Annotated in this window: 18 protein-coding genes; 16 read left to right on the plus strand and 2 right to left on the minus strand. The window is 45.6% G+C overall.

Annotated elements, in window-relative coordinates; translation table 11 throughout:
* Positions 1 to 32: 32 nt before the first annotated feature.
* Entirely contained in the window at positions 33 to 923 is an 891-nt protein-coding gene (locus VIG27_RS03770) for a patatin-like phospholipase family protein (RefSeq protein ID WP_394525328.1), read from the plus strand.
* A gap of 36 nt (positions 924 to 959) precedes the next feature.
* The gene (locus tag VIG27_RS03775) at positions 960 to 1,433 is read left to right on the plus strand and encodes a GNAT family N-acetyltransferase (RefSeq protein ID WP_394525329.1); all 474 of its coding nucleotides are present in this window, start codon (positions 960 to 962) and stop codon (positions 1,431 to 1,433) included.
* A 130-nt stretch (positions 1,434 to 1,563) separates the two neighbouring features.
* On the opposite strand, the gene VIG27_RS03780 is transcribed toward VIG27_RS03775, so the two are convergent.
* The gene (locus VIG27_RS03780) at positions 1,564 to 2,787 is read right to left on the minus strand and encodes an argininosuccinate synthase (RefSeq protein ID WP_394525330.1); all 1,224 of its coding nucleotides are present in this window, start codon (positions 2,785 to 2,787) and stop codon (positions 1,564 to 1,566) included.
* Positions 2,788 to 3,007: 220 nt separating this feature from the next.
* Here VIG27_RS03780 and argC point away from each other — a divergent pair, with 220 nt between their 5' ends.
* The 8 genes from argC (at position 3,008) to VIG27_RS03820 (ending at position 10,506) form a co-directional block, all read left to right on the plus strand.
* Positions 3,008 to 4,048 carry an N-acetyl-gamma-glutamyl-phosphate reductase gene (gene argC / locus VIG27_RS03785; RefSeq protein ID WP_394525331.1) on the plus strand — a complete coding sequence of 347 codons (1,041 nt, stop codon included), beginning with the start codon at positions 3,008 to 3,010 and terminating at the stop codon, positions 4,046 to 4,048.
* A gap of 11 nt (positions 4,049 to 4,059) precedes the next feature.
* Positions 4,060 to 4,530 (plus strand): GNAT family N-acetyltransferase, encoded by a 471-nt coding sequence (locus VIG27_RS03790; protein ID WP_394525332.1) that lies wholly within the window; start codon positions 4,060 to 4,062, stop codon positions 4,528 to 4,530.
* A gap of 48 nt (positions 4,531 to 4,578) precedes the next feature.
* Positions 4,579 to 5,802 (plus strand): bifunctional glutamate N-acetyltransferase/amino-acid acetyltransferase ArgJ, encoded by a 1,224-nt coding sequence (gene argJ / locus VIG27_RS03795; protein ID WP_394525333.1) that lies wholly within the window; start codon positions 4,579 to 4,581, stop codon positions 5,800 to 5,802.
* Positions 5,803 to 5,826: 24 nt separating this feature from the next.
* Entirely contained in the window at positions 5,827 to 6,723 is an 897-nt protein-coding gene (gene argB, locus VIG27_RS03800; protein WP_394525334.1) for an acetylglutamate kinase, read from the plus strand.
* Positions 6,713 to 7,912 (plus strand): aspartate aminotransferase family protein, encoded by a 1,200-nt coding sequence (locus tag VIG27_RS03805; RefSeq protein ID WP_394525335.1) that lies wholly within the window; start codon positions 6,713 to 6,715, stop codon positions 7,910 to 7,912. The genes argB and VIG27_RS03805 overlap by 11 nt, the downstream gene beginning before the upstream one ends.
* 104 nt (positions 7,913 to 8,016) lie before the next feature.
* A complete protein-coding gene (locus VIG27_RS03810) occupies positions 8,017 to 8,937 on the plus strand; it encodes an HD domain-containing protein (RefSeq protein WP_394525336.1) in 921 nt (306 codons plus the stop codon).
* A gap of 70 nt (positions 8,938 to 9,007) precedes the next feature.
* The gene (locus VIG27_RS03815; RefSeq protein ID WP_394525337.1) at positions 9,008 to 9,640 is read left to right on the plus strand and encodes a cyclodeaminase/cyclohydrolase family protein; all 633 of its coding nucleotides are present in this window, start codon (positions 9,008 to 9,010) and stop codon (positions 9,638 to 9,640) included.
* A 17-nt stretch (positions 9,641 to 9,657) separates the two neighbouring features.
* On the plus strand, positions 9,658 to 10,506 hold the full coding sequence (locus VIG27_RS03820; RefSeq protein WP_394525338.1) for a bifunctional 5,10-methylenetetrahydrofolate dehydrogenase/5,10-methenyltetrahydrofolate cyclohydrolase: 849 nt from the start codon (positions 9,658 to 9,660) through the stop codon (positions 10,504 to 10,506).
* Positions 10,507 to 10,698: 192 nt separating this feature from the next.
* Here VIG27_RS03820 and VIG27_RS03825 read toward each other — a convergent pair whose 3' ends face one another.
* Positions 10,699 to 12,264, minus strand: coding sequence for a methyltransferase domain-containing protein (locus VIG27_RS03825; protein WP_394525339.1), 1,566 nt, complete (start codon positions 12,262 to 12,264; stop codon positions 10,699 to 10,701).
* A 161-nt stretch (positions 12,265 to 12,425) separates the two neighbouring features.
* On the opposite strand from VIG27_RS03825, the gene VIG27_RS03830 reads away from it, so the two are divergent.
* The 6 genes from VIG27_RS03830 (at position 12,426) to VIG27_RS03855 (ending at position 18,391) form a co-directional block, all read left to right on the plus strand.
* Complete coding sequence (locus VIG27_RS03830) at positions 12,426 to 12,884, plus strand: MarR family winged helix-turn-helix transcriptional regulator (protein ID WP_394525342.1); 459 nt, start codon at positions 12,426 to 12,428, stop codon at positions 12,882 to 12,884.
* Positions 12,885 to 14,315 (plus strand): MFS transporter, encoded by a 1,431-nt coding sequence (locus VIG27_RS03835; protein ID WP_394525344.1) that lies wholly within the window; start codon positions 12,885 to 12,887, stop codon positions 14,313 to 14,315.
* 200 nt (positions 14,316 to 14,515) lie between these two features.
* Positions 14,516 to 14,941 carry a DMT family transporter gene (locus VIG27_RS03840; protein WP_394525346.1) on the plus strand — a complete coding sequence of 142 codons (426 nt, stop codon included), beginning with the start codon at positions 14,516 to 14,518 and terminating at the stop codon, positions 14,939 to 14,941.
* Positions 14,942 to 15,042: 101 nt separating this feature from the next.
* Positions 15,043 to 15,696, plus strand: coding sequence for a helix-hairpin-helix domain-containing protein (locus tag VIG27_RS03845; protein ID WP_394525347.1), 654 nt, complete (start codon positions 15,043 to 15,045; stop codon positions 15,694 to 15,696).
* 21 nt (positions 15,697 to 15,717) lie between these two features.
* Entirely contained in the window at positions 15,718 to 16,416 is a 699-nt protein-coding gene (locus tag VIG27_RS03850; protein ID WP_394525350.1) for a response regulator transcription factor, read from the plus strand.
* A 118-nt stretch (positions 16,417 to 16,534) separates the two neighbouring features.
* Entirely contained in the window at positions 16,535 to 18,391 is a 1,857-nt protein-coding gene (locus tag VIG27_RS03855) for a DUF6320 domain-containing protein (protein WP_394525352.1), read from the plus strand.
* Positions 18,392 to 18,398: the final 7 nt, after the last annotated feature.

An 18,398-nucleotide genomic window follows, 5' to 3' on the forward strand; every position in this document is an offset into this window, starting at 1 on the left:
TAAAACTCAGCGAAGAAGCGAGGAGATTGAAAATGGCTGATTACGGACTGGCGCTGGCAGGCGGAGGTACCCGGGGAGCGGCCCATGTGGGAGTTTTGACCGCTCTTGAGGAAGAAGGGATGCTTCCGAACCAGATCGCAGGGGCCAGTGCCGGAAGCATCGTGGCAGGGCTTTACGCATCTGGTATGGGAGTGGGAGAAATGAGAGAAACGGTACGGTGGCTTGCCAGACATGGCAAGGGGCTCATTGACCCGGATATTTTTGGGATTGCGTTGTTCCTGCCTCAGATCATTTTCGGGAAAAAGACAACGCTCAGCGGGCTGATCAAGGGGAACCGTATGCAGCATTTTCTTTGCGATCTGACAAAAAAACTGGACATCCAGGGAAAGTGCAAAGGTCTTTTGATTCCGGCAGTGGATATCAACAGCGGGGAAACAGTGGTGTTCACCAATCTGTTTCAGGAGCAGATTCCCTTGTCCGCCCTCGCCTTAGAACATGTGAAATGGGAGAGGAGCGGACTTTTGTGTGATATCATGATGGCAAGCTGTTCCGTTCCTGCAATCTTTTGTCCAAGAACCATGAAGAATTTCCTATTGGTAGATGGGGGAGTGACCAATAATCTTCCGGTGGATTTACTGATTGCCGCAGGAGTGCCTAAGGTTCTTGGTGTGGATATTGGCGAAAAGTATAAAAAGCCTCATGATGAATCCATTATTGAGATTGCTTATAATTCATTTACGGTTATGAGCAGAGATTTAAAAGACTGCGGCAGCAGCGGCGAGGTCCTGCTTTTGACCCCTCCCCTTCCAAAAGAAGCCGGGCTTTTGACCTTTTCCTGCATGGAGGAATGTATGGAAAGCGGCTATGTCTACACGAAAAAGATGATACCAAGAATCAAGAAGGCGTTAGAAAAGAAATCTTAAAATAAATCAAACAGATTACATATAGGAGGAAATGAAATGGAGATTACGTTTCGTTATGCAGAAAAAAAGGATGCCGGATTAATTTTGGATTTCATCAAGGAACTGGCAGTGTATGAAAAGCTGCTTGATGAGGTTGTTGCAACAGAAGCAATTTTAGAGGAATGGATTTTTGAAAAGAAAAAAGCGGAAGTCATTTTTGTGATGGCCGATGGAAAAGAAGCAGGATACGCTCTGTTCTTCCATAATTTCTCCACATTTTTAGGCAGAGCAGGAATTTACCTGGAAGACTTATACGTGACGCCTGAATACCGGGGATATGGACTTGGGAAGGCTTTGATCAAAAAACTGGGCTCCATTGCAGTGGAACGAGGGTGTGGAAGGCTGGAGTGGTCCTGTCTGGACTGGAATACCAAAAGCATTGACTTTTACCGTTCTCTGGGCGCAGAACCTATGGAGGGCTGGACGGTTTACCGGGTTACGGGGGATACTTTAAAAAATCTTGCGGAATAAAAAAGAACGCATTCAGGAATATACTCTGGATGCGTTCTTTTCTATGCGATTACATGGTTTCAATTGCATGTTTTGCATGAAATATTTTTTACTGCATGTTTTTCACTGTATATCTCTTACGATATACTTCCTATTTCTTTTTTTCCGCTTCCTGCATCTTCATCGCACGAACCTTTAACGGAAGACCGAACAGTGTGATGAAGCCGTCTGCATCGTGATGGTCATAGAGATCACCGGTGGTAAAGGAAGCCAGAGATTCGCTGTATAAGGAGTAAGGAGAGGTGGTTCCGGCTTTGATGATATTTCCTTTGTAAAGTTTGAATTTTACTTCGCCGGTCACATATTCCTGGGTGGAGGTTACAAATGCCTGAATCGCTTCCCGAAGAGGAGTGAACCATTTTCCTTCGTAAACAATCTGAGCGAATTTGCCAGCCATGTCCTTTTTCACTTCCATGGTTGCCCGGTCTAAAACAAGCTCCTCCAGCTGCTGGTGAGCCTCTAAGAGAATGGTTCCCCCGGGAGTCTCATAAACACCCCTGGATTTCATGCCAACCACGCGGTTTTCCACGATGTCAATGATTCCGATGCCATGCTTTCCGCCCAGTTCATTCAAGGTGGTAATAATATCGGATACCTTCATCTTTTTCCCGTTTACGCTGACAGGAATTCCCTTTTCAAAGGTCATGGTCACATACTCGCCCTCATCCGGAGCTTTTTCCGGGGAAACACCGAGTACCAGCAGGTGGTCATAGTTAGGCTCGTTGGCGGGATCTTCCAGTTCCAGACCTTCGTGGCTGATGTGCCATAAGTTGCGGTCACGGCTGTAGCTGCTGTCGGCAGAGAACGGAAGGTCGATTCCGTGCTGCTTGCAGTATTCGATTTCGTCTTCTCTGGACTGCATGGTCCAGACATCGGTCATACGCCATGGAGCGATGATTTTTAAGTCAGGTGCAAGTGCCTTGATGCCAAGTTCAAAACGGATCTGGTCATTCCCTTTTCCGGTTGCTCCGTGGCAGATGGCAGTAGCGCCTTCTTTTCTGGCAATCTCAACCAGTCTTTTTGCGATGGCAGGACGTGCCATAGAAGTTCCAAGCAGATATTTGTTCTCGTAAACGGCATTCGCCTGCACACATGGAACAATGTAGTTGTCACAGAAATCATCCACCAGATCTTCAATATATAATTTAGAAGCGCCGGATAATTTGGCTCTTTCTTCCAGTCCGTCTAATTCATTTCCCTGTCCGCAGTCGATGCAGCAGCAGATAACGTCATAATCAAAATTTTCCTTTAACCACGGGATAATGGCTGTGGTGTCCAGACCGCCGGAATAGGCTAAAATAACTTTTTCTTTCATCAATGAATCCTCCTCTGCCTTATTTAAATATAAATCGGTTGAACTTTCATAAATATACACCAAAACGGGCCGTAATGCAAGTGTAAAATGAAAAATATAAAAAAAACTTGCATATTATGCAGATGGGATGTATAATTATGAACTACCGGAAGCAGGAGTATGGATATGCTTCCAAACGTGAAGAATAAACGTATTCAAGACAGGAAAAGGAGAGAAGATTATGATAAAGGCAGGAATCATTGGATCAACCGGATATGCAGGCGGAGAACTTGCAAGACTGTTACTGCAAAGAGATGATGTGGAGATCGTTTGGTACGGTTCCAGAAGCTATGTGGACCAGAAATATGCTTCCATTTATCAGAACATGTTCCGATTCGTAGAGGATTCCTGTCTGGATGATAATATAGAAGCATTGGCAGAAGAGGCAGACGTGATTTTTACAGCAACCCCCCAGGGATTTCTTGCTTCCCTTCTGAATGATACTATATTATCAAAGACAAAAGTGATTGATTTAAGTGCCGATTACCGGATCAAGGATGTGGCAGTATACGAAGAATGGTATAAAATGGTGCATAAAACACCTCAATATATCAAGGAAGCGGTTTATGGACTTCCGGAGCAAAACAGAGAATCCATAAAAAAAGCCAGGCTGATCGCGAATCCAGGCTGTTACCCCACCTGCTCCATCTTATCCATTTACCCTCTTTTAAAAGAAGGGCTGGTGGAACATGACAGTATCATCATTGATGCCAAGTCAGGGACTTCCGGCGCCGGCAGAGGAGCAAAGGTAGATAATCTTTACTGCGAAGTCAATGAGAACATCAAGGCATACGGTGTAGGGGTTCACCGCCATACCCCGGAAATCGAGGAACAGCTGTCATACGGTGCCGGAAAGCCGGTCACCATCAGCTTTACCCCCCATCTGGTTCCCATGAACCGTGGAATCTTAATTACCGCTTACGGGACCTTAAAGAAAGGCATTTCCGAAGAACAGGTACGGGCAGCCTATGAAAACTATTATGAAAATGAACGGTTTGTCCGCGTTCTGGAAGGTGATGTGACCCCCCAGACCAAATGGGTGGAGGGAAGCAATTTCGTTGATGTAAATTTTAAAATGGATAAAAGAACCAACCGGGTGGTCATGATGGGTGCCATGGATAATCTGGTAAAAGGGGCTGCCGGCCAGGCGGTGCAGAATATGAATCTCCTGTTTGGACTGCCGGAAGAGAAAGGACTGAAACTGATCCCCATGTTTCCGTAAGAAAACAGGAGATGGATTTCATAGAGGAAAAAGCAATGGAAATACGAACCATGACGGTCAATGATTATAAAGAGGTTTATGCTCTGTGGTCAGGCATCAAGGGCTTTGGGCTGCGAACCCTTGACGATTCCAGGGAAGGCGTGGAAAAATTTTTAAAACGAAACCCAGGCACCAGTGTGGTGGCAGAAGAGGACGGAAAAATCGTAGGCACCATTTTAAGCGGACATGACGGGCGCCGGGCAAGTTTTTACCATGTGTGTGTGGCAAAGGAATACCGGGCAAAGGGCGTGGGACATCAGATGGTTTTAGAAGCAGTGGAGAGGCTTAAAAAAGAAGGAATCTGTAAAGTAAGCCTGATCGCATTCCGGTCCAATCTGGTGGGAAATAACTTCTGGAAGGACATGGGATTTACGTTCCGGGAAGATTTGAATTATTATGATTTCCCATTAAATACAGACAATGTAACAAACTTTATCGGATAGAAGGATTTACTGGATATAGAATTATTTAAAACATGGAGGAAAAGCGATATGAAAGAGATTAACGGAGGAGTAACGGCAGCGGCAGGATTTAAAGCAGCTTCCACGGCGGCAGGAATCAAATATAAGAACAGAAAAGATATGGCATTGATTTACAGTGAAAAACCGTGCAGAGCGGCAGGAACCTATACCACCAATCTCGTAAAGGCAGCTCCGGTTAAATGGGATAAGGAAATGGTAGACCATGCTCCCTTTATCCAGGCCATCGTTGTCAATGCAGGAATTGCCAATGCCTGTACCGGAAAGGAAGGAGATACCTATTGTGAAGAGACTGCAAAGGCAGCAGCAGAGTGTCTTTCCATACCTTCTGATTCTGTACTGGTGGCATCGACCGGAGTCATTGGAATGCAGCTCCCTATGGACCGCATCAAAGCGGGAATTGAAGCGATGATCCCGGTGCTTGATGAAAGCCTTGAAAGCGGTACGGATGCCGCAACCGCCATTATGACCACGGATACGGTAAAGAAAGAAGTGGCAGTTCAGTTCACTGCGGGAGGAAAAACCATTACGGTGGGCGGAATGTGCAAAGGCTCCGGCATGATCCATCCCAACATGTGTACCATGTTAAGTTTCATTACCACAGATTTGGCCATTTCCAAGGAACTCTTGCAGGAGGCCCTCAGCGAGGATGTGAGGGATACCTATAACATGATTTCTGTAGACGGAGATACTTCCACCAATGATACGGTTCTCCTTCTGGCAAACGGATTGGCAGAAAACCCTGAGATCACAGAAAAGAATGAAGATTACCAGTCCTTTTTAGAAGCCCTTCACTATGTCAATGAATACCTGGCAAAAAAGATGGCAGGAGACGGAGAAGGCTGTACGGCATTATTTGAAGTAAAGATCATCGGGGCAGAGACAAAGGAACAGGCAGTGACCCTGTCAAAATCAGTCATCACCTCCAGCCTTACGAAAGCGGCCATCTTTGGCCATGACGCCAACTGGGGCAGGATTCTCTGTGCCATGGGCTATTCGGGAGCACAGTTTGATCCGGAGCAGGTGGATTTATATTTTGAAAGTGCCGCAGGCAAGCTGAAAATTATTGAAAATGGGGTAGCTCTTCCCTACAGCGAAGAAGAAGCCACAAAGATTTTATCAGAACCGGAAGTGACTGCCACAGCAGATATCAAGATGGGAGAAGCCACAGCCACGGCATGGGGCTGCGATCTGACCTTTGATTACGTGAAAATCAACGCAGATTACCGTTCATAACCGGAAATAAGGGAGGAAAGAAATATGGAATTGGATCAAAGCATCATGCAGAAGGCGGAAGTACTCATTGAGGCCCTTCCTTACATCCAGAGATTCAACCGTAAGACCATTGTGGTAAAATACGGCGGCAGTGCCATGGTGGATGAAGAACTGAAAAAGCAGGTCATTCAGGATGTGGTTCTTTTAAAGCTGGTGGGTTTTAAACCCATCATTGTCCATGGAGGCGGAAAAGAAATCAGCAAGTGGGTGGAAAAATCCGGCATGGATTCCCACTTTGTAGGGGGCCTTCGTGTGACGGATGAGCCAACCATGGAAATCGCTGAGATGGTCTTAAACCGGGTGAATAAAAGCCTGGTGCAGCTTGTCAATGAGCTTGGCATCAAGGCCGTGGGAATCAGCGGAAAAGACGGCATGATGTTAAAGTGTAAAAAGCGTTTTTCCAATGGAGAGGATATCGGCTATGTGGGCGATATTACGGAAGTAGACCCTCAGATCATCAACGAGCTGCTGGAAAAAGACTTTCTTCCCATTATCTGCCCCATTGGTTTTGATGAAGATTTTAAAACGTATAACATTAATGCAGATGATGCCGCCTGTGCCATTGCAACAGCCATGGAAGCGGAAAAACTGGCTTTTTTGACTGATGTGGAGGGCGTTTACCGGGATTTTAAGAATAAGGATTCCCTGATTTCCGAGATGACCATTGAAGAAGCGGAGAAATTTGTTGGCAGCGGCACTCTTGGCGGGGGAATGCTCCCAAAGCTTCAAAACTGCATTGATGCGATGAAACAGGGGGTTTCCAGGGTACATATCATGGATGGCCGGATTCCTCACTGTCTGCTGCTTGAGATATTTACCAATAAAGGAATCGGAACTGCCATTATAAGTCCGGGAGAGGAGCGTTATTATCATGCGGAGTAAACAGGAGTATATGGAAAAAGCGGAAGAATTAATCTATAAGACCTATAACCGTTTCCCTGTGGTGTTCGATCACGGTGACGGAGTGTTCCTTTATGATACCGATGGAAAGGAATATTTGGATTTTGCCGCAGGAATCGCGGTAATGGGCCTTGGCTATCATGACAAGGAGTTTGACGATGCCTTAAAAAGCCAGGTGGAGAAACTGCTCCACACCTCCAATCTTTTTTATAACGTTCCTGCTGTGGAAGCGGGAGAGCTGATCTTAAAGGCTTCGGACATGGATAAGGTATTCTTTACCAACAGCGGAACAGAAGCCATTGAAGGTGCCTTAAAAATTGCCAGAAGGTATGCTTATAACAAGGATAAGAGTCACGATCATGAGATTATTGCCATGAACCACTCCTTTCATGGAAGAAGCTTGGGAGCCCTTTCCGTTACGGGCAATGACCATTACCAGGAACCATTTAAGCCTCTGATTCCGGGAATCCGCTTTGCCGAATACAATGATCTTGACAGTGTAAAAGCCCTTATGAATGATAGGACCTGTGCAGTGATTATGGAAACCATTCAGGGAGAGGGCGGAATCTATCCCGCTACGGAAGAATTCTTAAAAGGCGTCAGAAAACTCTGCGACGAACATGACGCACTTCTGATCCTCGATGAGATCCAGTGCGGCATGGGGCGCACCGGGACCATGTTTGCATGGCAGAAATATGGTGTAAAACCGGATGTGATGACCGCAGCAAAGGCCCTTGGAAACGGCGTTCCCATCGGTGCGTTCCTGGCTCACGGAAAAGCCGCTACAGCCATGTCCCCCGGCGACCATGGAACCACCTACGGCGGAAATCCGTTTGTGACAGCCGCAGCCGCAAAGGTGCTGGAACTATTTGAAAAACGAAAAATCGTAGACCATGTAAAAGAAGTGGGTGATTATCTTTGGGAGCAGACAGAGGCTCTTTCTCAGAAATATAAGATCATAACCGCCCACAGAGGCTTAGGTCTGATCCAGGGACTGGAACTGTCCGTTCCCGCTGCGCCCCTTGTAAAAGACGCATTGTTAAATGAAAGGCTTGTTATCATCAGTGCCGGAGCCAATGTGATTCGCTTTGTTCCCCCACTTATCATCAGCAGGGAGCATGTAGATGCCATGCTTATAAAGCTGGAAACGGTATTAAAAAAACATTCTTGATTTCATTTCTGTATTTTCTAAAAAAGCAAATTTGGAACAGCCGGATTCTTTTAATTCTGCTATAATCAGGTTACCACGTGGAAACCAGAACAGGAGGCAGCGGAATGGAAAAAGAAGAATGGGCGGTTTTATGCACCCTGTATATTGAGGAGCATTTAAAAGAAGAGCTTTCTGTAAAACGCTTGAGTGAATGGGCAGGATACTCCCCCTGGTATTTTTCCAGATGTTTTAAGGAAAAGGTTGGTGCATCCCCCATGGAATATCTAAAACAGCGTCGTCTGTTGGCTGCGGCAAGGGAGATCCGTCGGGGACGGAGAATCCTTGACGCCGCCATGGATTACGGCTGGGAAACTCATGGCGGATTTACCAAGGCATTTGTCAGCCAGTTTGGCTATTCCCCTGTATATTTAAGAGCTTTCCATTTCCGTGATGTCTCAATGAAAGGAGAAATCATGGAATTGTCATTAAAGAATATGGAGTTTTATAAGGAACCTGAGGAACTTTTTTCAGAACTTTGCCGGACTTTGACAGAAAACGGGACGGAATATCACCCGGAAGAATTGAGAAGTATATACGAAGCGGCATCCAATGCCCATAAAGGTCAGACCAGATATTCCGGCGAGGCGTATGTGACACACCCATTAAATGTTGCAATTATACTTGCGGATATGGGTGCTGATATAGAAACCGTTTGTGCCGGATTGCTTCACGATCTGCTTTTTAATGCTTTTTTCCAGGATAAGAAAAATGGATGTTATTTTGAGCACCAAGAGGAGATGAAAGCAGTTCTGCAATCTTATCAGGAATTCAACCAGACCGGCACCTGTACGGATGACCGCGGCGCATTGGTCGCATTGGCGGACCGGCTTCATAACATGCGGACCATAGAATTCGTGGACCCGTCCACCTGGAAACAAAGGGCAGAGGAGACTTTAAAGGTATTTTCTCCCCTTGCTGCAAAATACCAGGATCTACGGCTTCGGTCGGAGCTTGATGACTTATCCATCAAACACCTTATCATATAGCCTTGTAATTTTTTCAAAAGCCTTATATAATGTAAATTAAAATTTTTAGTCTGAAAGGCGGTATTCACAAATGATACAGGATCTTACGGTTTCTTCTTTCCTTGAAAAGCTTTCTTCCAAAAGCCCCACTCCAGGCGGAGGCGGAGCGGCTGGTCTTGGAGGTTCGGTTGGAACAGCCCTTGGGAAAATGGTGATAAACCTAACTCTTGGGAAAAAAAGGTATGCAGATGTGGAGGAAGAGATGCAATCCATTCTGACAAAGCTTTCCCATCTGGAAAAGGAGTTTTTAAGGCTTGCCGATGAGGATGCAGCGGTATTTGCCCCACTGGCGGAGGCCTATAAACTCCCTTCCGGAACGGAAGAAGAAAAAAGGAACAGGGAAAAGATTCTGGAAGGCCATCTTCTTGCAGCGTCCCTGGTACCCATCGAAGTTATGGAACGGTCGCTGGAAGCGCTGGATTACATGGAGATTTTAGCGGAAAAGGGAAGCCGGATGGCGATCAGTGACGTTGGAGTAGGAGTACAGTTTATCCGAGCCTCCCTTTTAGGGGCAAAGATGAATGTGTTCATCAACACAAAGACCATGCTCCAGAGAGAAAAGGCAAGGGAATTAAATGCCATGGCAGAAACCATGGCTGAGAATGGAATCCGCAGGGCAGATGCTATTTATACGCAGGTGGAAGCGGCGCTAAAGACAGAATAAAGGAGGCAGAAAAAGCCGTGATTACATTAAAGGGAGCAGCAGTGTCTGCAAAAATTAAGGAACAGGTGGAAGAACTGTTAAAAGGGAATACAGGACGTATTCCAAAGCTGGCCATAGTCAGGGTCGGAGAACGTCCCGATGATTTATCCTATGAACGGGGAGCCTTAAAGAAGATGGCAGCCTTTGGGCTGGAAGCGGAATGCTTTGCATTTCCGGAAGATATTACAGATCAGGACTTTAAAAAGGAATTTTCCCAGATCAATGAGAGTCGGGACATTGATGGGATTCTTCTTTTAAGGCCCCTTCCAAAGCAGATCCGGGAACAAGACATTGAGCGAATGATTGACCCCCAAAAGGATTTGGATGGCATTTCCCCCATTAATATTGCCAAGGTCTTTGCAGGAGATGATTCCGGCTTTGCTCCATGTACTGCAGAAGCGGTGGTAGAGGTTTTAAAGGCCAATGAGATCCCTTTGACTGGGAAAAAGGTCACCCTTGTAGGCAGGAGCATGGTCGTAGGACGTCCTCTTTCCATGCTGTTATTAAAGGAAAATGCCACGGTGACCATCTGCCATACCCGCACAGAAAATTTAAAAGAGAACTGTCGGAATGGAGAAATACTCATAGCCGCTGCCGGACGAGCAAAAATGCTTGATGCTTCTTATGTAAAAGAAGGGGCAGTTGTGATTGATGTGGGAATCAATGTGGATGAGAACGGAAAACTCTGCGGAGATGTGGATTTTGATACCCTGGAAGGCACCGCCTCCATGGCTACTCCGGTCCCAGGAGGAGTAGGCGCGGTGACCACCGCTGTGCTTGCAAAGCATCTGGTGCTGGCGGCTTGCTGTAGAAGAGATACTGTATAAAGAATACAGAATATTTTATGCATAAAAACACGCTTTGAAGGATAGTCTCCTCTTTAGAATCAAACGGAGGAAGCGATCCTTTCAAAGCGTATTTTTATGCAGTTTGACCAACCGGAAAAATGTAATCCGGTACAATAAAATTTCCAATGGAATTTAATAAAACTTACTTAAAATACCATATTGAAATGTTTCCTATAATTTTTTTGCCTTGACCAGATACTGATAAGCCATAAATTCATCTGCCCTGCTTGTGCTGATGGTGCAGAGGGTTTGGATGAGTTTTGTCTGGTCGTCACTGATCCACACTCTGGTATTCCCCATATCTGCAATTTCATATCCCGCCCGGGAGAACATTTTTTCGATTTCCTCCTTGGTAAAGAAACGCAGATGGGTCCGGTCCAGGATTCCGCTGTCCTGATAGGTGAATTTTCCATTTAACAAATCACCGAGTACCGAAATATGCATGATATTAGGAATGCTGGCAAGAATCATTCCCCCTGGTTTTAAATACCGTTTCATATTCACCAGCACGGCTTCCGGCTGATGAAGGTGTTCAAGAACATCTCCAAAGATAATATAATCAAAGGATTCCAGAGGATAATCCAAGTCTTCTTCCACATTTCCCTGAGTTACGGGAAATAGTTTGGAAGCGATGTTCCAGGAACCGGGGTCCAGCTCAATGCCGTGAAGGTCTGCGTTTGGATATTTGTTTTTTATGGATAAGAGCAATGCTCCACAGGCACAGCCAACATCAAGGACCTTTAAGGGGGTTTCCCCAGGATCGGTGATCAGCCTGATAATATCTGGCCGGCTAAAAAGAGAGTAGTTCAGCCGCACATTCCATTTTTCATAAAAATGATTGTAGTCGAACCAGCGGGCGGAGTTGTTCTGGGGCTGGATCAAGGTATAGACATAGCCATGATGGCAGACATAGGTCAGTTTTTTTGTTTGAAGCAGCTGAAAGCTTAAATCCTTTTGGGCCACCTCCAGGGTTAAAAAGGAATCATCAAAGCCATTTACCTTATCCCAGCAGTCCCTTTTTACTAACAGAGACCCGCAGGTGGGTATCAAACTTGGAGTCATGTGGTGATCGCCGGGAAGATTGTGTTCCAGGGCATATCCGTCTGCCCGCTTGATCGGAGTTACAAATTCCGTAAGCCCCTGAGCCGGACCGTTGGTAACCGCATTGGCTGCACCGATTTCCTCATTTTTATAAAGTGACATGCGCAGATGAAACAGGGCATGGCTCAAGAGGGCGGAGCCGCGGTCAAGAAGCAACAAATCATCGTGTTTGCCCGCCTTCTGAACTGCTTTTTGATAGGCGTCATGAGGGGACAGCCCTTTGGCAGAGACTACCGTAAGCTCCGGATTCCCATGAAGCCAGTTCGTCACCTCTTGGTTCTCTTCCATATCAAGGACTATAACTGTTTTACAGTCTTCCTTTAGAGCCAGGCTGGCGTTTAAAACGGCTTCCATCTGTGCCAGTACAGGGACCGCAGGAATGATAATGGTGACCAGTGGGACATCCTCCGGCGCTTCCTTTTTGATCGCCTCGATCTTATCCGACAGCAATAAAGCCTCCTTATCCTGGTCACAGAGAAAATGACTGTGAACGTAGCAGAGATAAGCTCTCTTTACATTTCCTTCTTCCTGGTAATGGTCTCCCATTTCTTCATATATTTTATAATTGCGGCTGTTGATAGCTGCCTCCTCGTACAGCTTTTCCATGCTTTTTAAGGGTTCTGCCTGAGTCTTCATAATTTCTCCTTTTATAGCTTTTTCTTTCATTATATTCCCTGAGTACGTGCCATTGTGATAATGAGTAGGTTTGGTCAAAAAATAGTTGACTTATCAACTATTTTGAAATATAATAGCTTGCGTGCAATTTTCAGGTAATAAAACGGGAAAAAGGAGAAACAATGAAAGAAGAGCATAGAAAGCTGAGTAAATACACCGGCGGCATTTACCGATGCACCCAGGCTTTTACCAGTGAGATTCTGAAACCTTTTGGATTAAGCAGCGGCTGCTGTTCCTATTTGCTGACTTTAAATAACAACGACGGGATGAATCAAAATCAGATCAGCCGGGAGCTGAATGTGGACAAAGCCATGTCGGCAAGGGAACTGAAAAAGCTGATCCAGAAGGGATATGTTAAAAAAGAAGCGGACAAAAACGATACGAGAGCCTATAAGCTTTCTCTCACAGATCAGGGCAGACGCATCATTCCGGAAATTCACAGAGAGCTGTCTATCTGGAACAATGCCATTACCTCAGGTCTTGAGGAAAAAGAAAAGGAAGAACTGTTACGAATGCTCGATGTTGTTTTGCAGGAAGCAAGACGTCTTCGCAGCGTACAAAAAGAAGAATGGAGATCATGAATGGAACAAACAAATGAAACCGTGTATAAAAACCGAATGCTTATTTTGGTGAATGTAGTTTTACTTACTTTTATGGCAACGCTGGACAGCAGCATTGTCAACGTGGCCCTGCCTCAGATGTCACAGCTTCTGTCCGTCAGTTCAGAAGCAATTGCCTGGGTGGTGACGGTTTATCTGCTGGTGGTGGTAGGAACCATCCTGATATTCGGACGCCTGGGTGATATTTTTGGAAAGACCCGTATTTTCCTGTACGGTGTTTTGGTATTTACTTTGGGGTCCTTATTATGCGGCATATCCCATAACTTTCCCCAACTGATCATTTCCCGAGGGATCCAGGCTCTTGGCGCTTCTGCGGCCATGGGCACCAACCAGGGGATCATCACTCAGATATTTCCCGTCCATGAAAGAGGCAAAGCCCTTGGAATATCCGGGACCTCGGTGGCGCTGGGCTCCATGGCAGGTCCGCCCCTGGGAGGCTTCATCATCCATTCCTTTGCATGGGAATATATTTTCCTGATTAACGTGCCAATTGGAATTTTCGTGTATATTTTGGGAATGAAAATACTTCCAGTTGCCAAGAAGAGTACAGCGGAGCCTTTTGATATAAAAGGAGCCATTTTGTTCTGTATTTCCATTGCGTCTTTGTTCTTATCCATGAACCTGGGAAAAGAATATGGCTATGGAAATCCCTTTATTGTGGGGGGCATGGTCTTATTTGCCGTTTCCTTTCTCCTGTTTTTGCTGCTGGAACGGAAAACCGAGATCCCCCTCCTGCCGTTGAAGCTGTTTAAGAACAGCTTATTTTCCATCAGTATATTTTGTGCGTTTCTATCCTTTGTAGCCATCAGCAGCTCCACCATCATCCTGCCGTTTTATCTGCAGAATACCCTTAAATATTCTTCGGCAGTGACAGGACTCATTCTTATGGTATCTCCGGTCATTCTGGCGGTGGTAGCACCGGTCAGCGGCCATCTGTCGGATCAGATAGGCTCTGAGATCCTGACCTTTGTGGGATTGATTCTCACTGGAACCGGATTAGGGCTTATGTCAACGCTGACAGAAACATCAGATATAAAGCTTCTGATTGCATATCTGGCCATTATGTCAGTCGGAAACGGATTGTTCCAATCACCCAACAATTCCCTGACCATGTCAACGGCCCCCAGAAACATGCTGGGAATATGCGGGAGTGTCAACGCCCTCATCAGAAATCTGGGAATGATCAGCGGGGTGTCCTTTGCAATTTTGATCCTGTACAGCCGGATGAGTGCCAAAATCGGCTATAACGTGTCCAATTACATTGAAGGGCGGGATGATATATTCATCTATGGCATGAAAGGCGTATATGTGATCGCTGCTCTGATCTGCGGCCTGGGCGCCCTTTTTACAGCCATCCGCTTATACGGAAGGAAAATAAAAAAGACCCTGTAATATTTTTACAGAAGGACTTCATAGATTTTATCGGATACCAATAGCCGCGTATACGCTGATTTTTGTCAGTGCTGCGCGGCTATTGGCTTTTATGCTTCTTAAAAACGGTATCCATTTCGTGTCTAATGATAATATTTGCATAAAAAAGCAAATAAAGCACAACCTAGGATATAGAAGAAAATTGGATACGGAGGTACTTTATGATAGGCTTTATGATCGCCTTGATATCAGGGGCACTTATGAGCATTCAGGGGGTTTTTAATACAGGAGTAACCAAACAGACCAGCATGTGGGTGGCTACTGGCTGGGTACAGCTGAGCGCATTTATAACCTGTATTGTTTTATGGTATTTTTCGGGCCGGGAAAATATATCAAGCCTTTTGGAGGTGCAGCCAAAATATATTTTGGTGGGAGGAATCATCGGAGCATTTATCACCTATACCGTAGTAAAAAGCATGGGAACTCTGGGACCGGCAAAAGCTACGATCGTCATTGTGGTTTCCCAGATCCTGGTGGCTTACGGAATCGAATTTTTTGGATTGTTCGGCGTGGAAAGAGTTGGGTTTGAGTGGAAAAAACTCATCGGTGCCGTCGTTGCAATCATCGGAATCATGATATTTAATTAATTTGAAATAGTGCTTGTATTTACCTGTTTCTTTCGGTAGAATAATAACATAGGCTGAAGATGGTATCCTTTTTTGCATAATTTTGTAATAGGAGGGATATCATGAAGTACCAGAAAGCGAAAATCGCGGTCATTATTTTATGTGTTTTGATTTCCGGTATATGCTACAGTTACAGCAGGATTCAAACAAGCAGGACAGAAGGAATTGATTTGCAGGAGATGCCTGTCACAGAGGAAGCAGCGGCAGGCCCCCAAAAGCCTGAATTTTCTGGTTCCGATGAGACTGAAGATCAGGGCAGCGGTTTTCGCAGCACCAGAGAAGCTGCTTCGCTGCCCTGTTATGTACATATCTGTGGGGAAGTGGTTTCTCCCGGTGTTTATGAACTTTCCGAGGAAAGCAGAGTCTTTCAGGCGGTGGAAAAGGCCGGAGGATTTACCGCGAACGCGGCCGCAGAAAGCCTGAATATGGCGGAGCGGATCAGAGACGGTATGAAGATCACCGTGTTAAGCAGGCAGGAAGCCCGGTCGGCAAACAAAAATCCGGCAGATTCTTCTCAGGGAAAGCATCAGGTGAATTTAAATACGGCAGTCAAAGAAGAACTGATGACCCTGCGGGGCATTGGAGAATCCAGGGCAGAAGATATCATACGATATAGGGACAGCCACGGAGGATTTAAAAAGATTGAGGATATTATGAAGGTATCCGGAATCAAGGATTCAGCATTTCAGAAGATAAAAGACGACATAACGGTTTAATATAGAAGACAGAGGTGTGAGATGGCAAGTGTTTTAGTAGTGGATGATGAAAAACTGATTGTGAAAGGGATGAGGTTCAGCCTGGAGCAGGATGGTATGGAAGTGGACTGTGCGTATGACGGAGAGGAGGCCATTGGTCTGGCAAAGCAGAAAGAATATGATGTGGTGCTTCTTGATGTCATGCTCCCCAAGTTCGATGGCTATGAAGTGTGTCAGGCCATCCGGGAATTTTCCGAGATGCCAATTATCATGCTGACAGCCAAGGGCAATGATATGGATAAGATTCTGGGCCTGGAATACGGAGCGGATGATTACATTACCAAACCGTTTAACATTCTTGAGGTAAAGGCGAGGATCAAGGCGATTATGCGCCGGAATGCCAAGAAGGGCAGACGGGACCGCCAGGATGAAAGCCGCCTGGTTACGGCAGGCGATTTAAAGCTGGACCGGGACAGCAGACGGGTTTTTATCGGAGAGAAAGAGATCAATTTAACCGCCAAGGAATTTGACTTATTGGAGCTTCTTACCTGCAATCCAGGGAAAGTTTACAGCAGGGAACAGCTTCTTACCTTTGTATGGGGGAATAAGGCCATGGACACAGGAGATGTCCGTACCGTAGACGTTCATGTACGGCGTCTCAGAGAGAAGATCGAGCCCAGTCCAAGTGATCCCAAATACGTGCATACCAAATGGGGCGTGGGATATTATTTCCGTGTCTAGGAAATAAAAAAGGCGGATTTCCTGCCGGCTACGGGGAAATCCGCCTTTTTCTAAATGAGGGAATCAGATCCCTTTGAAATACCAGTAGAATTGGGAACAGAAAAGAGGCACAGACCGGATGAAACGAAGTCCACAGGGAGAGAGATGGAGAAGGCTTGACAATACGGCAAAGATTTTTCCTGTTATAGCAAGTGAAAATTTAAGCAGTGTATTCCGAATTTCGGCTACTTTAAAGGAAGAAGTGGACCCGGGGACCCTGCAGAGCGCTCTGGAAGAGATTCTTCCACAGTTTGAAGGATTTTCCGTAAGGCTTGGGAGAGGATTTTTCTGGTATTATTTTGAGCACAACAAGCGTATGCCCGTAATAGAAAGGGAGACTACGTATCCCTGTAAATATATCGAACCCAGAAGCAGCCACCAGTACTTATTTAGGGTCAGTTATTATGACAGGCGGATTAATTTAGAAGTGTTTCACGCCATCACCGACGGATTGGGCGCTGTCAACTTTTTAAAAGCACTGGTTTACCGGTACCTGGATTTGAAAAGCGGTTCCCGGACCGGGCATTATTTTGATCAGAAGATATCTTCGGATATTTCCATGAACGTGGAGGACAGTTACGTCCGTCATTACAAAAAGACCTTAAAGCGCAAATATAGTTCCAAGGCAGCATTTCGTATCAAAGGAGAGGTCCTTCCCCTTGATGAGGAGAACATCCTTCATGGCTATATGAGCTTAAAGGAATTAAAGGCGGCAGCCAGGCGTTACAAAGTCAGCATAACCAGGTTCCTTACTGCAGCTCTTATCTGGGCCATTTACCAGGAGTATCTGGGGAAAAGGGCATGCAGCCAGCCGATTGGAATCAGCATTCCCATTAATTTGAGGACCTTTTTTGATTCCAAGACTATGGCTAATTTTTTTGCCGTCACCCTGATTGAATTTCTTTCCGATGGAAAAGAGCATACTTTTACGGAAATATTAAAGACAGTGAGCGACCAGATGGATCATAAAATTACAAAGGAAAAGCTGGAGGAAGTGATTTCCTACAATGTCTCCAATGAAAAGAAGTGGTATCTGCGTATCACGCCCCTGTTTTTAAAGTGGGCGGCGTTAAACCTGATTTTCAGAAAGAATGATAAAGCATATACCATGACCCTATCGAACATCGGTCCTATCAATATTTTAGAGGAATACAAAGAGGACATCGAAAGGTTTCATATGCTGATCGGAGTTTCCAAAAGACAGCCCATGAAGTGCGCGGTCTGCGCCTATGAAGATGAGGTGGTGGTGACTTTTACTTCTGTATTTCAGGATACCAGGCTTCAGGACCGTTTTTTTTCTGTTTTAAGAGACGAAGGGATTGCTGTGGAGTTAGAAAGCAACGGCGTTCCTGGAAATCGGGATGACAGAGGGCGGTATCCTCATATCCGTTATGACAAGGAAAAGCTGAAGATGATTGCCAATGTTTTTTATGGATTGATGCTGTTTGTGGCTGCGGTCCTTGGGGTCATCAATTATGTCACTTACTCCGGTTCCATGTGGTCTGTCATTGCCATTGGACTGATGGCTTATGCGGCTATGACGGTCCGTTATTCTCTGATGCGCCATGCCAATCTGGGATCAAAGATTTTAGTCCAGTCGGCAGCCGCGGCTGTGCTGTGGGTGACCATTGACTATTCCTCTGGTTATAGCGGCTGGTCGTTGAATTATGGAGTTCCCAGCACCATTCTCTTTGCGGATGTGGCGGTGGTGTTTTTGATTTTGGTAAACCGGATGAACTGGCAGAGCTATTTTATGTACCAGATTGCCATTACGGTATTCAGTTTTATACCGCCCATTCTATGGGCAGCTGGACTGATTACCAGGCTGCCTCTTACCATTGCGACCGTTTCCGTGACTGTGCTCATTTTAGCAGTCACCATCGTACTAGGGGACCGTAGTTTTAAAAATGAATTAAAGCGGCGGTTTCATGTATAAAGACAGG

It is taken from the genome of Lacrimispora sinapis (assembly GCF_043633585.1).
GTDB classification, from domain to species: Bacteria; Bacillota; Clostridia; order Lachnospirales; family Lachnospiraceae; genus Lacrimispora; species Lacrimispora sinapis.

Coding starts and splice junctions, on each gene's coding strand:
- VIG27_RS03770 (WP_394525328.1), top strand. CDS start 33: ATGGCTGATTACGGACTGGCGCTGGCAGGCGGAGGTACCCGGGGAGCG.
- VIG27_RS03775 (WP_394525329.1), top strand. CDS start 960: ATGGAGATTACGTTTCGTTATGCAGAAAAAAAGGATGCCGGATTAATT.
- VIG27_RS03780 (WP_394525330.1), bottom strand. CDS start 2,787: ATGAAAGAAAAAGTTATTTTAGCCTATTCCGGCGGTCTGGACACCACA.
- argC (WP_394525331.1), top strand. CDS start 3,008: ATGATAAAGGCAGGAATCATTGGATCAACCGGATATGCAGGCGGAGAA.
- VIG27_RS03790 (WP_394525332.1), top strand. CDS start 4,060: ATGGATTTCATAGAGGAAAAAGCAATGGAAATACGAACCATGACGGTC.
- argJ (WP_394525333.1), top strand. CDS start 4,579: ATGAAAGAGATTAACGGAGGAGTAACGGCAGCGGCAGGATTTAAAGCA.
- argB (WP_394525334.1), top strand. CDS start 5,827: ATGGAATTGGATCAAAGCATCATGCAGAAGGCGGAAGTACTCATTGAG.
- VIG27_RS03805 (WP_394525335.1), top strand. CDS start 6,713: ATGCGGAGTAAACAGGAGTATATGGAAAAAGCGGAAGAATTAATCTAT.
- VIG27_RS03810 (WP_394525336.1), top strand. CDS start 8,017: ATGGAAAAAGAAGAATGGGCGGTTTTATGCACCCTGTATATTGAGGAG.
- VIG27_RS03815 (WP_394525337.1), top strand. CDS start 9,008: ATGATACAGGATCTTACGGTTTCTTCTTTCCTTGAAAAGCTTTCTTCC.
- VIG27_RS03825 (WP_394525339.1), bottom strand. CDS start 12,264: ATGAAGACTCAGGCAGAACCCTTAAAAAGCATGGAAAAGCTGTACGAG.
- VIG27_RS03830 (WP_394525342.1), top strand. CDS start 12,426: ATGAAAGAAGAGCATAGAAAGCTGAGTAAATACACCGGCGGCATTTAC.
- VIG27_RS03835 (WP_394525344.1), top strand. CDS start 12,885: ATGGAACAAACAAATGAAACCGTGTATAAAAACCGAATGCTTATTTTG.
- VIG27_RS03840 (WP_394525346.1), top strand. CDS start 14,516: ATGATAGGCTTTATGATCGCCTTGATATCAGGGGCACTTATGAGCATT.
- VIG27_RS03845 (WP_394525347.1), top strand. CDS start 15,043: ATGAAGTACCAGAAAGCGAAAATCGCGGTCATTATTTTATGTGTTTTG.
- VIG27_RS03850 (WP_394525350.1), top strand. CDS start 15,718: ATGGCAAGTGTTTTAGTAGTGGATGATGAAAAACTGATTGTGAAAGGG.
- VIG27_RS03855 (WP_394525352.1), top strand. CDS start 16,535: ATGAAACGAAGTCCACAGGGAGAGAGATGGAGAAGGCTTGACAATACG.